Origin of the sequence: Dyella ginsengisoli LA-4 (genome assembly GCF_000334915.1) — a bacterium.
GTDB lineage: Bacteria > Pseudomonadota > Gammaproteobacteria > Xanthomonadales > Rhodanobacteraceae > Dyella_A > Dyella_A ginsengisoli_A.
Window position 1 is genome coordinate 1 of record NZ_AMSF01000055.1, and the last position, 19,395, is coordinate 19,395.

Genomic DNA, 19,395 nt, shown 5'->3' on the forward strand with positions numbered 1-19,395 from the left:
CACCCGCCGCCTATGCCAAGCAGTTAAAGTGACCCCGGACTCCAAACCGTCCCGCTACTCAAAGCGGGGGGACGTCGCGCCGGCACCGCGTCGGCGGCGGATCGGGCCTATGGCGAATGGCTGCGGCAAGGCGTCAGCGAGGACGACCTGCTCCGCATCCGCGAGCACCTTCAGAAAGAACGCGCCTTGGGCGACCGCACGTTCCAGGCACTGGTCGAGCGGGCGCTCGGCCGCCCGGTGGCGGCACGGCCACAGGGACGGCCGAGGCGGGCCGACGATGCAAATCAGGGGACTTAATTACCTCCGTCCCCTTTAGCCCTTTAGCGGTCAGGTAAACATCTCAATGTCGTCTATTGCGTCTTCGACCCGACCTGCTATCTCCGTATCAGAGAGATGACCCCGTAGGCTCTCCAATACTTTTTCCCGATCGATACTTCTATGGATTCTTGCAAGATGCCCCAAACAAGTGGCAGCAAGCCCGCTAATTCGGCTATCTTGGTTCGATAGAAAGCTAAGGCATAGTTCTTGCGCCCATCGCCAATCTTGGTCATGAAATGTCACCGACACCAAAGCATTACATATCTTCTCAGCGTCACCTGAAGAGAAAGATCGACGCACATCTTCCCTTGAAAGCTCCGGGACATCTGAAAATTTGTTCATTATTGGCCACCTAAAATGTTGCCACGTCGATCCACCATTCCAGCCCTCTGCAAAGCATTTTGCATTTCCGGACGAAGCTCCGACCAAGTACGAACGTGGCCGTGATAAACATTATTAATCGTATTATCAAATATCACAAAATCCCCGGTCTCGTAATCTATTCCGACTCGTCGCGTTGAGGTCGACTTAACCTGTATAGAAGTGTCGAGCGCGTCCTGCCCATTTACTGGTCCACGACTCTTAACCGAGTTACCGACGGCCCCATGATAATCAGCGCCCTCGAACTCCATCCTTCGCATAGCGCTTAAAGTGTTTCCAGATCCTAATCCCGTGTCTGGAACACCAAATCAGCGCGTGCCACTGTTATATAGCGACTCCAAATCGTCTTCATAAATACCGGGGGCATCGAGGCTTAGCCATTCAGAAAGTTTATCTGGATAGGAAAAGTGATGGCTGCCATCCTCGATGACATGAGACTTGCCTGTACCGTACTTTGAAATGAAAAGCAGATGCTCGCGCACCGCTCCAACTAATTTTGTCAACTCAATAGTTGGCTGCTCAGCTTTTGCCTCTTGGCGATCTCTACGACTAAAGGTCGACACACCCATCAAGAGATCATAAACATCTCGCTCATGACCGTTTTCCAGCAAAGACTTAATCATTTCAATTTTTTTAGACATATCTCGCGCCTATTTCGATACATGAGATCACTTCAAATATGCATCGCATGTTATTAGGGTACCCGATACCCAACGACTTGGCCGCCACTATTGAACCCAACATTCGAATAGCCAAGGGTTGCTCTAATCTTTGCTGCCGGAGTCATTTGAAGCGCGTCCTGGCTCGAGTATCCGAGATCGTTGTAGTAGTAGTCATAGATGCCCTCATTGGACGCATCCAGATCACCGGAAATCGACGTCACATTTTCAGGACCCAGCTGCTCAATCGCTCTCGAAACCATTTCGGTTCCTAGACCACTTTGCTGAGGGCTCGCTCCCAACCAATCGATATTTAGATTCCCTGTCTGAGAGTTGAACGTTGCCCTGAGCTGGTTGGCCGGGAATTCCGTCGAACCTTGATCAACAATGCTGCCATCTGCAGCCACAGTTTGGTTGGACTGAACGGTAATCGTCGTACCGTTGGACGTTTGAGCGGTTTGGGTCTCAAAATCCAGACCCAACTCGCTGCGATACGGCGTGAAAGACGGCGGACTGATCGTTTCAGGTGCTGTGTCTGGAACCATCCGCTGAAGTGGTGGCGCACTATCTAACTGCCAACTTGTCGGTTGCAACTCTACCCGCCACATGGGCTCAGGAACAGGGGCGACCTCTCCGGGGCCAGCGAACAGAGCCGGGGCACCACCCGCGAGCAAGACCCCGCCTAGCCTCCTCCTAAAGTCACGATTGGCCTCCTCGATGTCCAGATTCTCCGGACCGACGCTTGGGACCATTTTTCCGTCAGGCCCAACCTGCGTCGCGCGATATTGCAGATCCACCTCTGGCCCAACCGCATGCGCTTCCATTTGGTCGGAAAGCGAGCCGCTAGTCCCTCCACGAAGTGCGATATCAGCCTGCAAGGCGTGGTACCGAGCGCTCCCGGGAACTGTATCCCTCAGCTCCATGGTGTCAGCCCGGATTTGTGAGGACCGACCCGACTGGAACGAGCTGAACAGAAGCTCTTCGGCCGTCATCGAATCAACTCCACCCGCCTGACTGGAGCCGCCAGTCCCGGCTGACGGCGGAGTTGATGGAGCATCGACCGTTGCCGAAACCGACACAGGCGCCAGATCCGTTACCGTCAGCCCGTGCAGAAGGAGCGGACGTCCTTCGGCATCGACCTCAAGGAAAGATTCGTAACCTGGGAGGGTGGCAGGAATGATATTACTGCCACCTCTGCCGGCACCAAAGATGGCGGCGTGCAGCGCATCGTCACCCACGCTAGCAAGCATCGGGTAGTCCGAAGGATTGTAAGAATCAAGTGGATCGCTAGGCCACCCACTCTGGTCAGCCCCAGAAGCTGGGTATGCGTTGAAGAAGCCCCCTCGAGCATCCGAGTTACTCTGAACCTGAGCGGCCTCCGCGCGATCCTGGGCTTCTTGGGTGCGACGTACTTGGTAGGCATTAAGCGCCGTCATCGCAGCGCTACCCAACGCATTCCCGAACGCATCCCGAACGATCTGGCCGCTGTTTGCGCCATGCCCCCCAAGCAGTCGTGCAGTCTCGCTGCTGACAGCCCCGCTCACCAAGCCGCCGACCACGTTTTGGCCAAACGTGCTATTCGACAGACCGAACTGCTGGTCGAGCTTCCCGGGCAACCCCGAAAGTGATGTCGCCTCAGCACTGACCGCCGCCGCAGCCACATTCGCCCAGCTGAAGTGGGCCTGCTGCCCGGCCAGCTTCTCTCCGGCGTAGCCCCCAATGGCTCCCGCCGCACCGACGCCGGCAATACGAGCATCCGCCGCCAAGGTGTTGGCTTTTTCCAGAGCTGCCAGGCTCTCGCCACCCGAGGCCAAGCCCCCTAGGCCCGCGGTGAACCCGGCGCCGAGCCCCGCGCCCAAGGCTTCCCCGAAAGAGAACCCGTTGCTCACGCCCAGCATGTCACCCGTGAGCTGCCCGGCCACACTTCCGACAAAACCACCGATAGCCGCTGCAGCCAATCCCTCTGCAACAGTGACTCCCGCGATCGCCGAGCCACTCAGGGCAGCGGCACCCGCGGCAAAAATGCCCTCGGTTGCCCCCATGGCGACAGCCGCCGCTCCGGCCGTTGCGATGGTCGCCACCACCACCACCGCAATCACAATGATCTGCGCCAACGCACTGCAATGGTGACTACTCGGCGGCGGCGGCGCCTGCGGCAACGCCGGCGTCGTACTCCCCGAAATCTCCGCCGGGCTGTACGGCTTGAACGTCGTCGCATCGTTGGTCGACGTCGTCACCTCGGGCAGCTTCAAGGTGGTGCCGAACACCAGATCGCTGTCCTTACTCAACCCGTTGGCGTTTGCCACCACGTACCACAGTGTGCTGGTGCCGTAGACCTGCTGCGCGATGCTGGCCAGGGTATCGCCGACCTGCGCGGTGTAACTCTGCGTGCCCGAGTCGCCGTTGCTGAAGGCCGTCAGACCGCCCAGCGCATTGATGTGGCCGCCCTCATCGACCTCGGCCACCTGCTGGCCATTTACATAGGCGTAGTGATGCGTTCCGGTCCCACCGGTGGCGGTGAAGCTGCCGCTGCTGACCGTGCCATCGCGCCGCTCGAGAATCTGCCCGTTACCATCGTAGGCAAACGCGCGGACCTGATCGCTGTAGGCCGCATTGTTGTAGTGGGTGACCAGGTCGATGCGCTGACCGAAGTTGTCGTAGATGCCGGTAACCGTACTGGACACGGCATTGCTGTCAGTGCTGGTACCGGCGGTCGCCTTCTCCAGATAGCTATCTTTCCGGTAGTAGGTGGTGGTGTAGGTGTTGGTGGTCCAGGTCTGCGTGCTGGAATTGAGCGAGGTGTAGCGGTAGACCGTGAGATTGCCAACCCCGTCATAGCCGGATGCCCCGCTGGCATTGCTGTAGAGCACCTGCGAGTTGAGCTGCAGCAGGCCGTAGCCGCTGGTGCCGGGGTCTTTCTCCTGGTCCGGGCTGAGCCGGCCCTGATCAATCTGTAACGCAGCCGTCTGGAGCCAGCTATCACCAGAGGGGCGCGCGTAGTCGGACGAGGAGGTGATGTGGCCGTCAGCGTCGTAGGTGTTGACGGTGGCCTTGGTCAGCCAGCCGGTGTAGTTGAGAGGAAGCGTACCGTCCGTGGTCTGGACGCTGATGTTGCTGCCAGGCTGAAAGTAGATGTCCGAAACGGTGAGATGCCCATCGGCGTCATAGCGCCGGGTCTCTTGAAGGTCTTTCCCTCCACCACTAGTAACGGGCCACCAGGTGCGCAATAGTTCGTTGCGTTCGTCGTAATCTTTCTGCTGGGTGGTTAGAGCATTCGCCGTGTCGTACTGGGTGACTGCGACCACATTGCCGGCGGCGTCGTACGACTGCGAATAGGAGTGCGCGTCCGTGCTGGACACCAGGATCTGTCCGTTCACCAACTGGCCGTTCGATACCGTGACCCGGTTGTCTGCGTCGTACATGAACCAATAGGCCTGGACGTTCGGACTTGCGGTGGACGTGGCTGTCGTCGTGGTCTGCGCACTCAAAGGTGCACTCAGAACGAGCATGTTTTTGCTGGGCAGGTTCGAAAATATAATGAGGTCACAGGTCGTACTCGCCGACATACCATCGACGGAATCCGTTGCCGTGATGACGACATAGAAGTCCCTATCGATACTGCTACTCGGAAGCGTTGCAGTAAGAGTTCCCGTAGTGGAGTTCCATGAATAAGCTGAACCCAGGGCAGTGCCATCCTGGCGCTTGATGGAATAGGTCAACGCGCGACCGGTGGGGTTGCTAAATGCTGTCGAAGGCACTTTCCACGTGCTCGTCCTGCCAGCATAAAACTGAATGACACTGATGCCGCCGTTATAGACTGGAGGCTGGTTTGCCGGCGGGCTGACCGTGATCGTGAAGGTTGTGCTGGTCACGCCCCCCCTGCTGTCCGAGGCCTTGTAGGTGACGGTATAGCTGCCCGTTGATGTCGGCTTCCCGCTGAACGTGCGCGTACTTGCGTTGAAGGAGACTCCGGGAGGCATTCCTGTCGCGCTGTAGGTGATGGTGTCACCGTTCTTGTCAGTAGCTGACGGAGCGGTATACGCCGCCATGGCGGCCCCGGATACGGCTGTCTGGTTTGCCGCGCTTCCCATAAATGCCGGGGCCGCGTTATTTACGGTTAACGTAAAAGTAGCAGCCGCCGTACGACCCAGCTTGTCGGTTGCGATGACCTGGATCCCGTAACTTCCGGAGATCACCGTGCCCACATAGATGGCGCTACCGCCCCAGGTGATGCCGCTGGGAAGGTTTGATCCATTCGTAAGCTTGGCGGTGTAAGTCAAGCCACCACCGTAAGGATCACTGAAGGTGTTGCTATTGACCTCAATGATCCCGCCTTGCCCGGGATTGGCCGTCACATTGGACAGGGCATTGATCTGAGTGGGCAGTGCGAAGGAATTGGCCAGCGTGAACTGGCCGGCCGCAGTGCCCCCCTGCCCGTTGGTTGCGATCACTTCCAGCTGATAGCTGCTGTCTTTCTGATAGGTGTTGGTGACCTCGGAGATCAGGTAGTTGAGGGTGGCGGGAACGCCGGAAATTGCACCGGAGGTGGCATTGATGCTCAGCCCCACCTGACTGATGCTGACCCACTGCGCAGGGATTGTCCGAGTGGCGACATCGGTGCCTCCATTGACCGGATAGTCGAGGTCATGTTGCGGGATCAACACCATCGCCGAATACGTCAGCGCACCGCCGTCCGGCTCAGTGAAGGCATTGGCAGGCTTGTTGATGGTTATGGAGCTACCGCCGATGACACCGGTCTGGTTGGTGTAGCCGCCGTTGTAGACCGGCGGCGGTTGGACATAGGCCTGGGTGTTGATTGAGAAGCCGCCGGCTGCGGACTGCCCTTGCGGGTTAGTGGCGGTAACGCTGATGAAGTAATTGTTGCCAATGTCGCTGGTTGGCGGCGTGCCGGAGAACACGTGGGTGGTGGCATTGAAGGACATCCAGCCGGGCATGCCGCTGGCCACGTAGGTCAGCGTGGTCTGGTCGTTCTCGTAGAACGCCGAGGGCGGTATGGCGTAACTGAACGCGCGCGTGGAAAGCGCCGTCTGGGCAGTCAGCCCCCCTTGGTACACCGGGGGGGTGGAAGCCACCACGAAGGTGAAGTCAAGCGCTGCCGAGCCCCCATTGGAAGCGTTGGCGAGCACTCGCAGCGAGTAGCTGTTGATCGATCCTGCCGGCGGCGTGCCGCTGAACGTACGGGTCGTGGCATTGAAGTTGAGCCACCCGGGAAGTTGGCTTCCGTTGGCGTACTCGGCCGTGTAGGTCACGGTAGCGCCATTGGCATCGGTCGCGGACGGAGCGGAGAAACTGATCGCCGTCCCGATCTTGCCGGTGGGTGGCGTGATGCCGCTGGTGAAGACTGGGGAGACAACCGGTATCGTGACTGTGAATGTAGTGCTGACCGATGCACCTGAGGCATCGGTGGCAACCAAGGTGATCGACCAGCTACCCGCCGTGCTCGGATTATTGGAGCTAAGCACGCCATCGGTGCTCAAGTGCAACCACGGCGGAAAATTGGATTCAGTAAAAGTAAGTCCAAAGCCAAGCGGGTCAGTGAAGGCACTGGATGCATCGAAGCTCCATGCCTGCCCCGGCTGTACGGTTTTCGCGCCGATCGAGGAGACAGTTGGCCCTCCTTCTCCTGTGCCGATCGGCGACGCATTCGAGCCAAAGGCACTCTGTACGAAGGCGGCACGACGGTTGCCAGCGGCATCATAGTTGTAGGCCGTGCGCATCAGGCCCACTTTGGTGACGGCGTCCTGGTTGGTAACCACCCACAGGCGATTGTGGCTGTCGTAACGGGTGACAGTTTCATTGTGGACGTTCTGACCAGCACCATCGACCGTGTTGGTGACAACATCAGTCACGTTGCCAGAGGCATCGTATTGATAGAGCGTCGAGGCCGAGGTCTGGCTGCCGGTCTTCTCGGTTTTCTGCTGGACCAGACCGCTGGCGTAGTAGGTGAAATCGACCTCGCTCGTCGTTCCAACAAGAACCGAGGGCACATAGCCCGGATCGGTCTGCGGTAGCGGCTGCTGCTGCGAATTCTTCGGATCCCAGGTGCTGGTCTGCGTGGTCAGCAGACCCGAGTCGGGATCGTACGCGTAGGTGTACTTGGCGCCACTCAGGTCGGTGTGCGCCTGGACACGTCCGAAGTAGTCGTAGGACCAAGTCTGGATGTTGCCATCGGCATCGGTCTCGCTGACCTTGTTGCCGTTGACGTCGTAGACAACCGTATCGGCGACGCCTTTGGCTTTCTGCACGGCGCTTTGGCTCTTGAGCACCCGGTGCTGGCTGTCGTACTCGTAGTATGACGTGTAGGCAGCAGGATTGGTCCCGGGATCTCCCGAATTTCCAATGGCATCAGTCACCGCGATGCGATCGCCATTTTCGTTCAGTACATAGGTCTGCAACGTATGAACAATGCGCGTTGCATACGTACCGTCGGTTGTTTCGACGGTGTAATCCCCCAATCCTGTAACCCTTCCACCGAGATCATAGGTGGTTGTGGTGATGTGGGGTGACAGCACCGCCTGCGCCAAGCCGATGTCAACAGGCGGGGTCTGTTGTGCAAGTGCGTGACCGAATACGTCGTACGCCGTGTAGCTTTTTGCCAACGTGGCGTCTTGCGACTGGGTCAATTGGCCGGCGGCGTTGTAGGTGTTCCAGGACGAGTGATTGTTTTCGTCGGTGACTCCGATCAGGCGGCCATTGACGTCGTAGAACCACTGTTTGACCGGTGTCTGCCATGTGCGGCTGCCATCGGTACCGACCACCATCACCTCAGCCTCGATCTGCTTGATGACGTGATTCTGGGAATCGTAGAGGAAGGTGGTGGTGTAGCCCCGGGAGTCGGTCCGCGACAGCACATTGCCCCAACGATCGTAGCTGAGGGTTGTGAGGGCGCCGGCATCCACCCCCGAAGCAGCATTGTTGGCGGGCGCCCGAATATGTTCGGCGCGGCCATCAAGGTCGAGTGGCTGGAAGGTCCATGTCCTACTTCCACCGCCAGTGACCACGTAGCCATCAAAATCCAGGTGTCCTGCCAGATCGTAGCCGTAGCTATGGATGGCGCCGGTGCTGCTGGCGGGGGCGCTGGTTTGCTGACCGGCGTTGTTGTACGTGAAGACCGCTTCGTTACCATCGACCGTGTCGCCGCGGGCAGTCACCTCCCCGAAGGCGTTGTACGTGACGTACTGGGCGCTGTCCGGCGTGCTGACACCGGCCCGCGTGACCACGGTGCTCATCCGCTGGTTGACGTTGTCGTAGGTGGCCGTGGTGGTAACGACCACCGAGCCGCTGCTGCCGGTGAGCGTGAACCAGGTCTTGGTGAGATTGCCCGCCTGGTCATAAGCGCTGTAGGTAGTATCCCAGACCGCCGCGACATATCCGGATTGACCCGGGGTACCTTGCTGGGCTTTGATCAGTACCGACTCTGTTATCTGCCGGCCCAGAACATCGTAATGATCGTAGGTCGTCTCGGCGGTGGCGCCGGTCCCCGAGCGTACCGTGCACACAGCATTGCCCAATGCGTCGTAGGTGATCGTGGTGACCGGTGAGGCCTGGACATAGAGCGAGGCGCTGGACAGATTGATGCTGGCGCTGCCGGCCAGCAGGGTTTGCCAGTTGCTGACCAGCACCGCTCGGCTAGGCTCGGTCACGGTGAGTACACGGCCCAGTGCATCGTAGGTGGTGGTGGTCTTGGCGCCGTTGACGGTCAGCGAAGTGACCCGGTCTTCGCCGTCGTAACCGAAGCTAGTCGTGCTGCTGCCGCTGGCGATAGCCGCCGTCCCGTTGACGTAGCTGTACTCGCCGCTCTGGACCTGCTGGGACTTCCGGCCGATGCTGTCGTAGCTGATGGTGGTGGTTCGATCGGAGCCACTGGCCACCGTGCCGGCCGCCGGAAGGCCCGGCACGGTGGCTGTAGTCAGGCTGCTGGTGGCGATGGCATTGGCATACTCGGTGGTCGAGGTGACCTGCCCGGCGCCGTTGTACGCCCAGGTGGTGACGTAACCCATCGGGTCCACGTCCATCACCTTCTCGTTAAGCGCGTTGTAGTAGCTGTAGGTGGTCGCCCAGGTCTCGGCGCTGTAATTGGATTGGCCGACGGTGCCATACGCGCCTTGGATCAGCACCGACGTCTTCACTACGTTGCCATAAGCGTCGTAGGCATACGTCGTGGTCGGCGAGTCCGTCGCACCCTGCCCGGCGTTATTACCCATCGCCAGTACGTAGGTGATGGCCGACTGCACCACACTGGTCTTGCGGTTGGCCTGGTCGTAGGTGGTGTTGATGGTGCGATCACTGCCCGACGCGGTCAGCGCTCCAGTAATCTGCGCTGCACTCAACGGCTGGCCGGCACTCCAGCCGCCGATCGCGTTGGTGTTCAGTGCCGTGGCGTAACGGGTCACCCCGGTCTGGTTGCCATAGGCATCGTAGGTGTAGGCGGTGACGTAGCCGTTGGCGTCCACGTCATAGGCCAGCTCACCGTCGAGGTTGTAGGCCTTGTAGGCGTAGTGGCCGCGCACGTCCTTGCTGACCACCGCGTGGTCCAGCGCGTCGTAGGTCACCGTGGCGGTCGTAACGCCAGTCGAACTCGTGGCGTGGAACACGCCGCTGGTGTCGACGTAGCCGGCGTCGGGATAGGTCGTGGTGGTCTGGTGGTTACGGCTGTCGTAGGTGTAGGTGATGGTGCGCGCTGCTGCCGTGCCGTAGCCGTCGGTGCGGGTCGTGACGTTGCCGTTGGCGTCGTAGGTCAGCGCCGTGATCACCGGCGCACTGGTCGTGCTCAGCGTGTTGCCCGTGATGTACGTCGCGATCGTGACTGCGGGACTGATCTGCCGGATCTGCCGGCCGGCCGCGTCGTACTGGTAGGTCCACACCGCGCCATCGCGATTGGTCTCGGTGAGTTTCAGACCGGTGTCGTCATAGGTGTAGGACATCTTGGTGGGAGATGAGCCTCCCTTCAGACCATCGACCACACTGGTTAGCCGGCCGGCCAGGTCGTAGACGTCACGGGTGAAACGAGGGGTGTCGGAGGTCGTGTTCGCTGCAACGGCTGCACTGACCGCGGCGGCCACATCGGCCTCGGTCAGTGCGTCGGGTATCGTGGTGAGATCAAGGTAAATTGGAATGACGTAGTTCCAATTTGTCTCGGTGCGAGGCCCGGTCGAGCTGTATTGTCTTTCGGTGACATAACCGCCGGCATCGATCGTGTAACGCAAACGACCAGCCTGGTCGTATACGTAGCGGGTCTGGTGATAATTGGTGCTGCCGGCCAGAGCTTGTGTCACGCTATCGGCAGAGCTCAGCTGAGCGCTCAGCGCACTGCTCGTACTCAGCGGGATCGTGGTGCCGTAGGCGATGTCACTGATTACCCGGCCGGCGGCGTCGTAGCGACGTTCGCTGACCTGGCCCACCAGCTGCCCGTTGACGGTGTTCTGCTGCACCACGAAGCGGACCTCACCGTCCGCGTCGTACAGCTTTAGTGTCACCTCGGCATTCGCGTCGGTGTTGCCGGCAGCACTGATCAACGAGCCCATGCTGCTGTAGGCCGTGCCGGCTACCATGGCAGGGAACAGATTGGCGCTGTTGAAGGCCTGATTGCTTATCGGGTAGGCATAGGTGAGCGTCTCCGAGGGACGACCGGCCGCGTCATAGCGCTGCTCGGTGATGTAGCCCAGCGGGTCCACCGTGTAGTGCACCCGGCCATTATTGTCGTACACCGTATAACGGCGCTGGTCGATGGTGTAATCGGTCACCTGTGCGACACGGCTCGCCACATCGGCCAGGGTCGGTGCGGTACTCAGCCCAACCAGGTCGATTGGCGTGGCATAAGTGCGCGTTGCGGTGACTCGTCCGTCGGCATCGTAAAAGGCCTGCACCACGGCGCCTGACGGATCGATCGTGTAGACCTTCTCGTTCGCTTCGTCGTAGACGGTGCGCGCAACGTTCCTGTTAGGGTCAGTTACCGTGACCAGGTTGCCGTTACCGTCGTAGGCGTAGTCTGTGGTCAGGTTCAGGTATGCAGCGTTGGTATTCGGATTGGTGCCATTGCCTGGGTCGACCACTGTGCGGATGCGTCTTCCCAGGTTGTCGTAGATGTACTGCGTGGTGCGAGCTGCATTCGTACCCACCCCCTCAGTCACCGAGAGTTGGTGGCCGGCCCCATCCCAGGTATAGGTCGTGGTGAGGAACTTGTCGGCCTCGGCCTGTTGCACCATGGTCAGCACGTTGCCGGAGGCGTCGTACGCGTACGTGGTCACTGCCCCATGCGGGTCGGTCACGCTCAGCGTCTGGCCACGACCGTCGTAGGTGTACGAGGTGACCTGGTTCAGCCCGCTGGGATCCACCGTGCGGGTCAGCACCCGGCCACTGGCGTCGTAGCTGTACTTCACCACGTGCCCCGTGGTATCGGTGGTCTGCAGCAGGTGGCTGTCGGCGTCGTAGACGTTGTCTGGCTGGGTCTGGAGCAGCGCGTCGGTGACGTGCAAGAGGCGGCCGTCGCCATCGTAGGTGTAGTGGGTGACATTGCCGGCACCGTCGGTCACCGACAGCGTGTCGCCGTAGGCGTCGGTGACCTTGGTAACCACCACTCCGTCCGGGGTGGTGATCGTGGTGGTATGCAGATCCGGGTACTGGTACGAGGTCACCTGCCCCATCGCATCGGTCTGCGTGACCACTCGACCGTAGGCGTCGTAGCTGGTCTGGGTGGTGCGGACCGTCCCCTGCACCGTCTGGCTCTGGGTCACCTGGCGACCGAGCGCATCGTAGGTGGTGCTGGTGGTGCTACCACGCGCATCGGTACGGCTGGTGACCCGCCCGAAGGCATCGTAGGTCACTCCGGTCGTGCGGTTGAGCCCGCCGACATCGTCGGTCTCGCCGGTGCGCTCGCCGCGCAAGTCGTAGCTATACGTGGTGATCGTGCTGTTGCCGGCGCTCAGCGCCTGGCCCGGCTGACTCAGCTGACGCTGCTGCTGCACCACCTCGCCAAACGCATCGTAGGTGTAGGCGACCTCATAACCGTTGCCATCCAGCACGCTGGCCACCTGGCCATCGAGCGTGTACTGGTAGGCCTGGATCGCATCCTGAGCCGGGTTGGCCAGGGCGGTGGAGGCTGCCGCTAGATCCGCCAGCGCAGCGGTGTCGGGATTGACGGTGCTGCCGCTGCTGCTGCCGGTCGTCAGCGTGACCCGGCCGGCCAGCTGCCGGCTGGTAGTCACCTGGCCGAAGGCGTTGTAGGTGTACGCGGTGACTTCGCCCCAGGCATTGAGGGTGCTGCCGTTGGGCTGGCCCACCACGCGGTAGGCCAGGCGTCCGGCGGCGTCGTAGTACGACCACACGGTGTTGCCCAGCGCGTCGGTCTTGAGCGTCTCCTGACCCCGGGCGTTGTACTGATGAGTCGTGGTGGCATGCGCACCGTCGGTCGATGCCTGAAGATCACCGAAGGCATCGTAAGTGGTGCTGGCGGTACGCACCTGGCCGCCGTTGGGCGGCGTGATGGTGATGCTCTGCTGGTAACCAGCGCTTTTATATTCGTATTCGTAAGCCGTGACCGTGCCGTCTGCCGCCGTGACCTGGTGCACCCGCCCCTCGGCGTCGTACTGCGTCACCGCCGTCTGAACCTTACTGCCGGAAGCATCATCCACCAGTGTGGTGACCGACTCCTGCCCAGTCAGCTGGCCGACCGCCAGCGCTTTGCTATAACGCGAGGTGATCACACTGTGGTTGGTTTCGTCGTAGGTCGTGGTGGTCAGGTAACCGTCCGCATCTACCTGGGCGACGAGATCACCCCGATTGTCGTAGTAGAACCGGGTGACCTGATCGTCCGTGCCTGTGACCTGATTCAGATTGGCCAGCAATGTTTCCAGTGAGGGTGGGTGACCCAGGTCTGACGCTAACGCCTTGGTGTACGCCACCGTCTTCATCACCCGTCCGGCCCCGTCGTAAGCGGTCGTGGTGACGTACCCCTGGGCATCCAGCGTCGCTACCGGCCGGTGGGCCAGGTCGTACAGGACGTAGCTCGTCCGATCCTGGGGGCTGGCGATGGTGCTGAGGTCGGCAAGCAAGGTCGCCAGCGCGGGGGTGCCCTGCAGTGCGCTGAGCTGGGCCGCTGACAGGGGCGTCGCATAGGCCGTCGTCGACACCCGGCTGCCTGCGCCGTCGTAGCCATACTCCGTGACATTGCCCAGCGCATCGACGTCGGCCACGTGCTGCCCGGCCGCATCGTGCAGGCTCAGCGTGGTCCGATCATCCGCACTGGCCGTCGGCAGGATACTGGCCAGATCGCTCGGCCCCACCGCGCCGTTGCTCAGCCAGCCGGTGGTATCCACCCGCGTGGCGTACTGCACCGTCTCCACCACCGCGCCGTCGGCGTCGCGCACCAGGCGGGTGACGGCGCCGGTGTCGTCCACCGTGCCGGCGACCTGCCCGGCCGCATCGTAGAAGGTGTAGCTGATCCCGCCGCCGACGTCCTGCACGGCCCGCAGCTGACCGTCAGCGTCGTAGACGTACTGGGTCGTCCGCGTGGTCTCGCCGGTGGCCGACTCGGTCACCGTCACCAGCTCACCGGCGCTGTTGCGCACCTCGGTATGCACCCGGCCGTTGGCGTAGCTCACCGCCACCGTGCCCTGCCCGTCCTGGTAGTTGTAGCTGGTCACCGCCTGGTTGACGTCGTCCGTCCGGCTCTGCAGCCGGCCCAGGCCGTCGTAGGCGTAGGACACACTCTCCAGCGTCGTGCGATCGCTGCCGCGCACCGTGATCTGCTGGCGCAGCAGGCCCTGGCCGTCGTAGCTGTAGCGGGTGATCGACTCGCCGGCATCGGCCACGCCGTTGCCGGAGGTGTCGACCTGGTCCCAGGCGATGTGTTGGGTCAGGCGTCCGGTAATCGCGTCGTAGCTGTACTCGACGAGCGTGCTGCGGCTGAGATCCTGCGCCGCTGCCCAGGTGATCATCGTCGCCAGGTCCGGCGCCGCATCGATCGCCAGGTCGCTGACATCGTAGGATTGGCCCACCTGACCCGCCTGACCTGCCGCGAAGCTGCGGGTCGCGCTAATCAGGCCTTGTGGATTATCGTACTGCGTCTCCTGCACGACGCCGTCGGCGTCGATCACGAAGCGCAGCCGGTCCTGGCTGTCGTACACGTAGCGCGTCGTCGACGGATCGGCCGGCGCGCCGGCATCCGCGGCATCGGTACCATCCGGGTCCGGCGTGCGGTACACCGTACGGGTCAGCAACTGGTCGTCGGCGCTGTAGGTGGAGGTGACCGTATTGCCGGCCGCGTCGCGCTCCAGGATCCGATTGCCGCGGTCGTCGTAGCGGTAGATCGTGGTGTTGCCCAGCGCATCGGTCATCGAGGCGAGATGGCCGTCGGCGGTGTAGGTGTAGCTGGTGACCTGGCGCTGGCCGTTCACCGCCGGCGAGGTCACCGAGGTGAGGTTGCCGGCTGCATCGTAGCCGTAGGTCCAGACCCGGCTGCTGGCGTCGGTCACCGTGGTGGACTGGTTGGTCAGGTCGTAGCTGAAGCTCAGCGTCTGCGCATCGGTGCCGCTGCCGGTGGTCACCGAGGCGACCCGGTAGTTGCCTTGGCTGTCCTGCGCGTAGGTGTAGCCCACCGTCACGCCGTCGCTCTGCGTCAGCGAGGCCACCCGCAAGCTGTCGCCGTCGTAGGTGTAGGTGGTGCTGAAGGTACTGGCGTCGGTGGTGTTGTCCGGCGTGAGGTCCGTGGTCACCGTCTGCAGACGGCCCAGGCTGTCGTAGTGGTAGCTCACGCGACTGACGGTGGTCACCGCACCACCCGTCGTCGGAATCTCCATCGTCGACAGGCTGCTGACCCGGCCGTCTTGATACTCCAGGCTAAGCCCTTCGCCGTCGTCTGCCATCACGCTGGTCAGCTGCTGCGTGGTGGGGTTGTAAGACAACTTGTAGTGCGCGCCGCTCTTGCCGTCGGTCAGGTCGGTCAGCACGCCGGCGCCGCTGTACGTCTCCTGCATCCGGTCGCCACCACCGGTGTACGTCCACGTGCCATCGCCGGCCGACCAGGCCAGGGTGTCTTCGGCACCACTCTGGGTCGTGCCCACGTACAGCCCGCGCGTGGCGTCGTAGGTGAAGATCTCTTCTTCACCGTCGCCCCCGTCACGGGTGATCGTGCTGCCGGCCGTGTTGAGGGAGCCGGACAACGCGCCCAGCCGACGGTCCAGGCCCAGCAGCCAGGCGCCGGCACCCACATCACCGGTGCTGCCGAGGCTGTTGTAGGTCCGGGTCAGGCCAGCCAGCAGGCCTTGGGCGACCAGTTGCTCGTCGCGCTGCTGCAGCACCAGGTTGCCGGTGGCGACATTGACGTACTGGCTCGCCCCGCTCTGACCCAGTCCGCCCTGGCTCCCCAGCCTCAACGCCGAGGCCGACGTCCCCAGCAGGCCAAGACCGTTGCCCGAAATCACTGCCACCATGGCGCTTCCCCTCGTCCGGATCGCTTGTGGCCCGGTCGGCGACCGGGCTCCTCCAAGCACTTATCCAGCGGGGGAAACGAAAGTTTAGGGGGCGCTACCGCCCCGCAAGTCATGGAGCATGAGCAGGAACTGCGCCGATGCCGCAGCATCAGCCTCCAACGTCGACTCAATTCGTTCCAGCAAGGCCCCAAGATCGGGATGTCCGGCGAAGTCGCTACCGAATTCATTCAGCAGAATTCGACGAACTACCGGGCGGCGAAGCGCGCGAACAGCATCCTCGGATCTGAGATCGACTCCTTCAATGAGTGCAACCAGATCCGCGCGCAGAGTGCTCCCCTGCTTGGTATCGATCGCTTGGATACCGCCATTGGCAGGCTTCCGATTTCCAGTACGGGCGACTTGGTCTGACCTTCCGGCAATTCCACCGATCCATGAGGCCATGGACGATGGGCGACCGATACGATCCGGACTCATGCTGGGCACTCCTTGGAATCGAACATTGTCCGTCGAACAGCAAGCGCGGCTGACTCGATGAAAGGCCGCATTGCCCTACCAAGAAAGGATGCAGCCCGGGCGGCGCAGAGGCTGAAGCGGTTAGTGCCAAGATTGCCCCTGCCCTGACGGTAATAGTCTACCCCTGCCCCATCTCTGCTCACCATCTGCTACCTCAAAGGCAAGCTTCCTTTGCCTGGACCGGTTGGTTGAGGAAATCGCGCATACGTCTGATGGCTTGATGGTGAAGCTGGGAAATTCGCCCCTTGGTCAAACCCATACCTTCGGCTATGTCGATAAAGGCTAGATGTTTCAGATAGTGGGACTCGACTACCATGCGTTCTTTGGCTGGAAGCACACCCAGCGCGGCGCGCACCCGCCTACTCGACTCTGCTTTGATAGCAGAGGCATATGGCGTATTTGCCACTGATTCTCCGTCCGCTGCCGATTGCTCCAGCAGGAATCCGAGCCCCAGGCCAACCACCCAATTGCTAAAATGTTGCAGGGCAGTGTCGCTGTCCGACTCTTCAACAAGAAGCGAACTGCTACGCTCTATCAGCAGCTCATTGGTCCGCCCTGTTGGAATCAGGGCCGCATCCCTCAGACCGTTGAATACGGCTCCACGCACGCGATGGCGGGCATACGTTCGAAAATCCACCCCCTGCTCTGGGTCGAAGCGATCCATGGCCTCCAAAAGACCGAGCATCGCGTTCTGAACGTAGTCATTCCAATCCGCTTGCCGCCAGTAGGTTTTCGCATACACATCGCGCGCGACCAGACGCGCCCACGCTTGATGCCGGTGGACTAGCGCGCTCCTAGCTGACGCATCACGCTGCGCCGTCCAACTCCTCCAGAGTCCAGCCTCTTCCTGGTCGACCATGACTTCAGCGAGGGTGAAAGCTTGCCAAAAGTGCTTGCGCGACAAGCGACCAGCCGTTGATCAACAGGAATAGAAGAATCTTTAGAGGCAGGCTGATCGTGGAGGGCGGCACCATGATCATGCCGAGCGCCATCAGCACCGCCGCCACAACAAGATCGATGAGGAGGAAGGGCAAGAAGATCACGAAGCCGATTTGAAACGCCGTTCGCAGCTCACTGAGCATGAACGCAGGAATCAGTTCCAACGCCTTGACGTCCTGCATCGTCTTTGGCGGCGCGTCATTGGCCATGTGAGCCACGGCGACCAGGTCGTCCTGCCGAGTCTGGCGGACCATAAACAGCTTTAGCGGATCGAAGCCCTTCTCCACGGCGACTTCAAAGCTGATTTGCTTGCCAATGTACGGATCTATCGCCTGGGACTTAGCCTGCTGGAGCACGGGGGACATCGTGAACAGCGTCAGGAACAACGCCAACGTGACCAGCACGCTGTTCGGGGGCGTTTGCTGTAGTCCGAGCGCGCTGCGAAGCAGGGAAAAAACGATGACGATTCGCGTGAACGAGGTAAGGCTGATCACCAGCAACGGCAACACGGAAAGCACGGTCAGCACAAGGAACGAGCGCAGGATAGGTGACAGATCCTGTGTTCCGGCGCTATGAACGAGGTCCTGCAAGGGATCAGCGTGCACGATCGCCGGCACCATCATGGCCAGTCCGGCACCGAGCATCGCTCTTAGCACCACACGGTTACGCAGATTCATGAGGCGCTCCGTGCCTTGAAACGATCTCCTTCACACTCACCCGCCTGCTGGATTCGACAATGAGGTACTGCGATCCGCCGGCTTGAAGCAGGAAAGCACGGCTGCCGGCTCCCAGCGCAGCGCTTCCCAATACCCGCAGTGCATCTTCCTTTTCTCTGCGCTCACCCGATGACGCGCCCTGGACACCAAAACGGCTTAGCCAGCCCGCCTTCCGACAGATGGCCAGGACGGCGAGCAGTAAGCCCAACAGGGCCGCCGTGATGAGAAAAACGGACAGCACATGCCCGCCACTTACGGGCGGCTGCTGCAGATAGGGAATCGCCGGCGGAGTGCTGGAAGGGACCGCCGGTCCAACAGGATTGCCGGAATACATCAGGCGATCTCGCTGATCCTGAGCCCGAAGTTGTCCCCGACGGCAACGAGATGCCCGCGCCCCACAATCTTTCCGCCCACCCGCAAGAGCACCGGCTCCTCCAGCGACGCGTCCAGCGCCAGCGTGTCGCCTTCTTTGAGGTCAAAAAGCTTCTTGACCGTGGTCGTGGCTTCCCCCAATACGACCTCGAGCTCCACGGACACGTGGTCGAGAATGGCAACATCCCGGCTAACCACGTGGCCGGCCTTTTCGCTGCGCGCCGTCGGCGCCTCCATCAGATCGATTGCTTCTACAAGTGTTGCGTTCATGGCAATTCCTGTTTTGAAGGTTCAGAAGTAAGAGTGATCGCGCGAAGTTGCCCCCTGCGTACAGGCACGCCCGACGCAAGCACCCGAGTGCCTCCCTTGATGCGCAACTTGGCCTTGCTGCTGACGGAGCATTCCCCGATCAACACCTCACCGGGAGAGAGGCTGTTGATTTCACGCAGGGAGATTCGTCCCATCGAGAGCACGGCCTCTACGGTCAGCGGGGTGTCTTCCAGTGCATGCTGACGACTGGCCCAGTTGTCGGGCATCGGCCCCGCACGATGCTCTGGCGGAGCGAGGCGATCGACGCCAATCCGGGTCACCGCCAAAGGCAGCCGGAACTTCCCCACCCGGACCCTGAAAAGCAATGCGCCCAGTTGGGTGTGGGTCGCAGTGGCTGGCCAGCCCACTTTCCCGGTTTCAGCAAGAACAACTTGACCCGACATGCACGCGCCGACACGCCCAGCGAAGTCCCTCAAAGCGGAGTCGCCGACTTCCTCAGCAAGGGCATGGGGGGCCTCGGGTAACCCGGCAAGCCAAGCCCCAAAGCAGTTCAAGTCCACCTGCGCCAGGGCGATCAGGACCGTCTCCTCACCCTGCTTAGAGTGCAGGGCCAATCCGCCCCCCTGGAATGGCGCGCGCTCTTCTGCCGTCTCGATGTCGATCGATTCCGATGGGTGCACAGACCAGTCGGCATGCCATTCCTTGAGAACGCGCCGAAGCAGCGATTCGACGGCTTGGGAGCGGGTCGTGCCGATCCAACCGAACTGGGGACTCATT

Annotated in this window: 8 protein-coding genes; 1 reads left to right on the forward strand and 7 read right to left on the reverse strand. The window is 61.3% G+C overall.

What is annotated here, in order from left to right:
• Positions 1 to 1,007 precede the first annotated feature (1,007 nt).
• Both C693_RS23750 and C693_RS21755 read right to left on the reverse strand, forming a co-directional pair.
• Positions 1,008 to 1,340 carry a hypothetical protein gene (locus tag C693_RS23750; RefSeq protein WP_157798621.1) on the reverse strand — a complete coding sequence of 111 codons (333 nt, stop codon included), beginning with the start codon at positions 1,338 to 1,340 and terminating at the stop codon, positions 1,008 to 1,010.
• A 53-nt stretch (positions 1,341 to 1,393) separates the two neighbouring features.
• Positions 1,394 to 15,808 carry a putative Ig domain-containing protein gene (locus C693_RS21755; RefSeq protein WP_017462622.1) on the reverse strand — a complete coding sequence of 4,805 codons (14,415 nt, stop codon included), beginning with the start codon at positions 15,806 to 15,808 and terminating at the stop codon, positions 1,394 to 1,396.
• Between the two features lie 111 nt (positions 15,809 to 15,919).
• Here C693_RS21755 and C693_RS0112520 point away from each other — a divergent pair, with 111 nt between their 5' ends.
• The gene (locus tag C693_RS0112520; RefSeq protein WP_017462623.1) at positions 15,920 to 16,216 is read left to right on the forward strand and encodes a hypothetical protein; all 297 of its coding nucleotides are present in this window, start codon (positions 15,920 to 15,922) and stop codon (positions 16,214 to 16,216) included.
• Positions 16,217 to 16,475: 259 nt separating this feature from the next.
• Here the strand turns inward: C693_RS0112520 and C693_RS23055 are convergent, their stop codons facing one another.
• The 5 genes from C693_RS23055 to C693_RS0112540 are packed head-to-tail and all read right to left on the reverse strand — an operon-like array spanning position 16,476 to position 19,394.
• Positions 16,476 to 17,225: a sigma-70 family RNA polymerase sigma factor gene (locus C693_RS23055; protein WP_157798622.1), complete on the reverse strand. Its 750-nt coding sequence runs from the start codon at positions 17,223 to 17,225 to the stop codon at positions 16,476 to 16,478.
• Positions 17,185 to 17,937 (reverse strand): flagellar type III secretion system pore protein FliP, encoded by a 753-nt coding sequence (gene fliP / locus C693_RS0112530; RefSeq protein WP_017462625.1) that lies wholly within the window; start codon positions 17,935 to 17,937, stop codon positions 17,185 to 17,187. Before fliP ends, C693_RS23055 begins: the two co-directional genes overlap by 41 nt.
• A complete protein-coding gene (locus C693_RS23755; RefSeq protein WP_157798623.1) occupies positions 17,924 to 18,310 on the reverse strand; it encodes a flagellar biosynthetic protein FliO in 387 nt (128 codons plus the stop codon). The genes fliP and C693_RS23755 overlap by 14 nt, the downstream gene beginning before the upstream one ends.
• Positions 18,310 to 18,618, reverse strand: a complete 309-nt coding sequence (locus C693_RS0112535) for a FliM/FliN family flagellar motor switch protein (protein WP_017462626.1) — start codon at positions 18,616 to 18,618, stop codon at positions 18,310 to 18,312. Before C693_RS0112535 ends, C693_RS23755 begins: the two co-directional genes overlap by 1 nt.
• Positions 18,615 to 19,394, reverse strand: a complete 780-nt coding sequence (locus C693_RS0112540) for a FliM/FliN family flagellar motor switch protein (RefSeq protein WP_017462627.1) — start codon at positions 19,392 to 19,394, stop codon at positions 18,615 to 18,617. Before C693_RS0112540 ends, C693_RS0112535 begins: the two co-directional genes overlap by 4 nt.
• Position 19,395: the final 1 nt, after the last annotated feature.